Genomic DNA, 4,169 nt, shown 5'->3' on the forward strand with positions numbered 1-4,169 from the left:
TCATAGATACCTGGAGCTGGAACTTTGGAGACGGGAATACCAGTAGTCTTCAGAATCCAAACCACCTTTATACTAACACGGGTAATTATCCAGCAACCTTAACAGTAACCGATATCAATGGCTGCGAAAGCAGTCTCACACAAGTGGTGGCTGTGAGTCAAGCTCCAGTGAGTAATTTTACTTTTGAAAATATCAGCTGCGATAGCTTGCAGTTTACCTCTACTGCTTATGAGCCCAATGGTCAAGACCTCATTGCTTGGTTCTGGGATTTTGGTGACCCTGCCAGTGGAGTGAATAATACTTCTACTGCTCAGCATCCCATACATCGATTTACCGATGAAGGTGTTTATACAGTGATGCATGTGGTGACCAATGAAGGATTGTGTAGTGATACCGCCTTTGTGGAAATCTCCATCAGCAAGCCTGCAGCAGACTTTAGCTTTGTGGCTTCTTGCGCTGGGCTTTCTACCAACTTTACAGATTTGAGTAGTAGTACTAGCGACCCAATTGTGAGCTGGAACTGGGACTTCGATGATGGACAAACTAGTACTCTTCAAAACCCAAGTCATGTATTTGATGTGGGTGGATTATATTTGGTAAGCTTGACGGTGACCACTGATGGTGGCTGCGTAAGCGAAAGAGCCTATAATGTGAGCGTGGGATATGGTCCTACCGCTGCATTTATCCATACGCCTACACAATGTACTTCTGATAGCATCTGGTTTACCGATGTGAGTACTTCTGATAACGATATTATCAGCTGGAGCTGGCAATTTGGAGACGGTACCACTAGTACTTCTCAACATCCGGCTCATCTTTACGCCCTTCCAGGAGAATACCTCGTGAAACTATACGTCACTGATAGCAATGGCTGTACCAATGAGGTAATAGAGAATTTAACTATAGCACCCTCCCCAACTGCCAACTTTAATTTCGATATTCCTAATTGTGATACCACCTTCTTCACCGACTTTAGCAATCCAAATGAAACCAATATCATTGCTTGGTATTGGAATTTCGATGATCCCGGTTCAGGAAGCAATAATGTGAGTTTTGTGCAGAATCCAACACATAAGTTCAGTCAAACGGGAGCTTATAATGTGAGCCTGACGGTGAGTAATGAACAGCTTTGCTCAGACACCAAAGTGAAGCAGGTATTATATACCACTCAACCATTGCCTGACTTTAGCTTCGACACGGTTTGTTTTGGAGATACCACTCATTTTACCGATATCACTGCCACCGAGGCCCAAAGCATATTATTATGGGAATGGGACTTTGGAGACGGTACCACTTCTGCTCAACAAAACCCAAGTCATAGATATGCGGCGGATGGTATTTATCAGGTGAAACTTAAAATATTAAATAATAGCTTCTGTACCGATAGCATCATTAAAGATGTATTGGTGCGTGAGCTGCCAATCGTGAGCTTTGCTCCAGATAGTGCTTGTATCAATCAGGAAGTGGTGTTTGTGGACGAGAGTTTAAGCGGTGGCGAGAGTATCATCTCTTGGTTCTGGGACTTTGGGGATGGCACAACAAGTACCGATGAGTCCCCGGTTCACACTTACAGCGATGCTGGAACATTTACCATCACACACAGCGTAGAGAATAACTTTGGCTGTAGCCAGGTGATGACGGCTCCATTCTATGTGAACCCTCTTCCTGTGATTGACTTTAGTTTTAATAATGCTTGTTTAGGTAGTGCCACTCAGTTTAACGACTTGTCCAGCTCACCTGTGGGAATCGCCACTTGGACTTGGGACTTTGGCGATGGGGAATCTAGCGATGCAGCTAATCCTGCTCATAATTATGCCACTGCGGGTGACTTTTTAGTTCGATTAACATTAGTGGATAACCTAGGCTGTACTGATTTCTTGGAGCAGACCATTACTATTAACCCTGGTCCTACGGTGGCCTTTGAAGCTCCTGCTGCTTGTCATGGTGACAGCACCCATTTTAGCAATACTACTAGTGTAGATGCTACTAGTTTTGTGTGGTATTTTGGAGATGGCACTTCCAGTACGGAAGCCAATCCTGTTCATCTTTATGAGAACTACGGTACCTATACTGTATTATTAGAGGCCAGTGATGATTTAGGATGTATGAATAGCATAGAACAAGAGGTGGTGGTTTATCCACTTCCTATGGTCAACTTCACTTGGGGATTTGGTAGCTGCGCTGGTGATACTACTTTCTTCCAAGACCTTTCTCAGGCCGTAAGTGGCGATATCGCTTCTTGGAGCTGGGATTTTGGGGATGGCATGACAAGTACCCAGCAGAGCCCTTATCATATCTATCCTGAAACAGGAGATATTACTTATGATGTAACTCTTATTGTGACAACTACCGATGGTTGTAGCGATAGTTTGGTGGAGGCCATTGAGGTGACTGGAGCGCCAGAGGCCGCCTTTAGCTTCAGCCCGGCTGGCGATGGCAGTCCTTGTGTGAATCACTCCTTCAACTTTGTGGACGAGAGTAGTACAGAAAGCGGGCTGGTACAAGGTTGGCAATGGGACTTTGGCGATGGTGAGTTTAGTAACTTCCAGAATCCGATACATGCTTTTGCTGCAGCTGGAGTATATCAGGTAAGCCTGAGCGTAAACAACTCGGCGGGTTGTAATTCAGTCATTACTCAAGAGGTGGTGGTCTTCGACCTTCCTCAAATCGGATTTAGTTTTGATACGGTTTGTGTAGGCGATAGCACCCACTTTATGGATAGTGAATTGATTAATGTAGGTGCCACTGCCCTTTGGGATTATAATTTAGGGGATGGCAATATGGAAGCCATTAGCGACCCTAGTCATTTATATATATCACCGGGTAATTACACCGTAGTATTACAGATTACCGATACCAATGGCTGTCAGAATCAGCTGCAGAATATGGTGCCTGTTTATGGCGCTCCTGTGGTAGAATTTACCTTCGATACCGCTTGTTTAGGACTTCCTACTCAGTATACCGACCTTTCTAGTCCCAATGCCTATGATTTAGTGAGCTGGGATTGGAGCTTTGGTGATAGTGAATTGGCTGCTATTCAAAACCCAGAACACACCTTTGCTACTAGCGGAACATTTACTTCTCAACTGGTGGTAAGCGATGCTTGGGGATGTAGAGATAGCATTCAGCATACGGTGAATGTCTATGATAATCCGGTGGCATATTTTAGCTATAGCGATACTTCTTGTAGCAGTGGTTTGGTTTATTTTACAGACTCCTCTTATCATATCGAGAATATTGGAATCAGTGAGCTATTATGGAGTATCGATGGTTTTGAGACTGCAGAGCAAGACCCACAATATATCTTCCCTGTGGTAGATTTAAATTATCCGGTTTCTCTCATCGCTACCGATGAAAGAGGATGTGTGGATACCACAAAAAAAGAAATCTTCATCCCTTCAGAATTAGAGGTGAGCTTCCTAGCAGATACCGTTTGTTATGGTGAGCCTACCATGCTGGTCGCTCGTGCCACCAAGCCTGAAAATGCGGAAGTAAAATACTGGACTTGGTATTTTGATGATGGAAGTCCTCAGCTCAGCACTACTTCTGATACGGTATACCATGTATTTACTTCTGATGGTGAATTTAGAGTGGAGTTACAAGGTCAAGAGCCTGGTGGTTGTGTGAATGAGGTGAGAAAGAATGTGATGGTGAGAGAATTGCCTACAGCAGCATTCTTGGCAGAAGCTGCCGCTTGCGCTGATACCACTTTCTTTATGGACCAAAGCAGCTCGGTGTTTGAAGATGAAATACAACAGTGGAGATGGTATTTTGGTAATGGAGAAACGGAAACGATTGATGCGCCCAGCGATGGGAATACGGAGTTTTTATATCCTCCATACCTAGAGACTTTCAATGTGAGTCTAGCCGTAACTAATGGCTTTGGTTGCGTGGACAGCATCACTCAAAATGTGCAGCGCTATCCTTGTATCTTCGTGAACTTTGTGACCGATACCAGTATTTATTGTGAAAGACAAACCATCATCTTTAAAGACAGCAGTATAGTAGACGAAACCGCGACCATCATCAACAGAGAGTGGATCTTTGGGGATGGCTACGAAATCAATACCGGTGCTGAGGTGGAAATGGTAACTCACGCCTATGAAACTTCTGATGTGGAACAAGGATATACCATCACCTATGTGGTGAGCTTTGATGTGGATGGCGAC

General features: G+C 44.3%; 1 protein-coding gene. It reads left to right on the top strand.

Annotation, left to right across the window (positions count from 1 at the left end; genetic code table 11):
- Positions 1–4,169: PKD domain-containing protein (locus HNS40_RS23610; RefSeq protein ID WP_172284810.1), on the top strand; the 4,169-nt coding region annotated here is incomplete at both ends.

Source organism: Lentimicrobium sp. S6, from assembly GCF_013166635.1.
Classification (GTDB): domain Bacteria; phylum Bacteroidota; class Bacteroidia; order Bacteroidales; family UBA12170; genus UBA12170.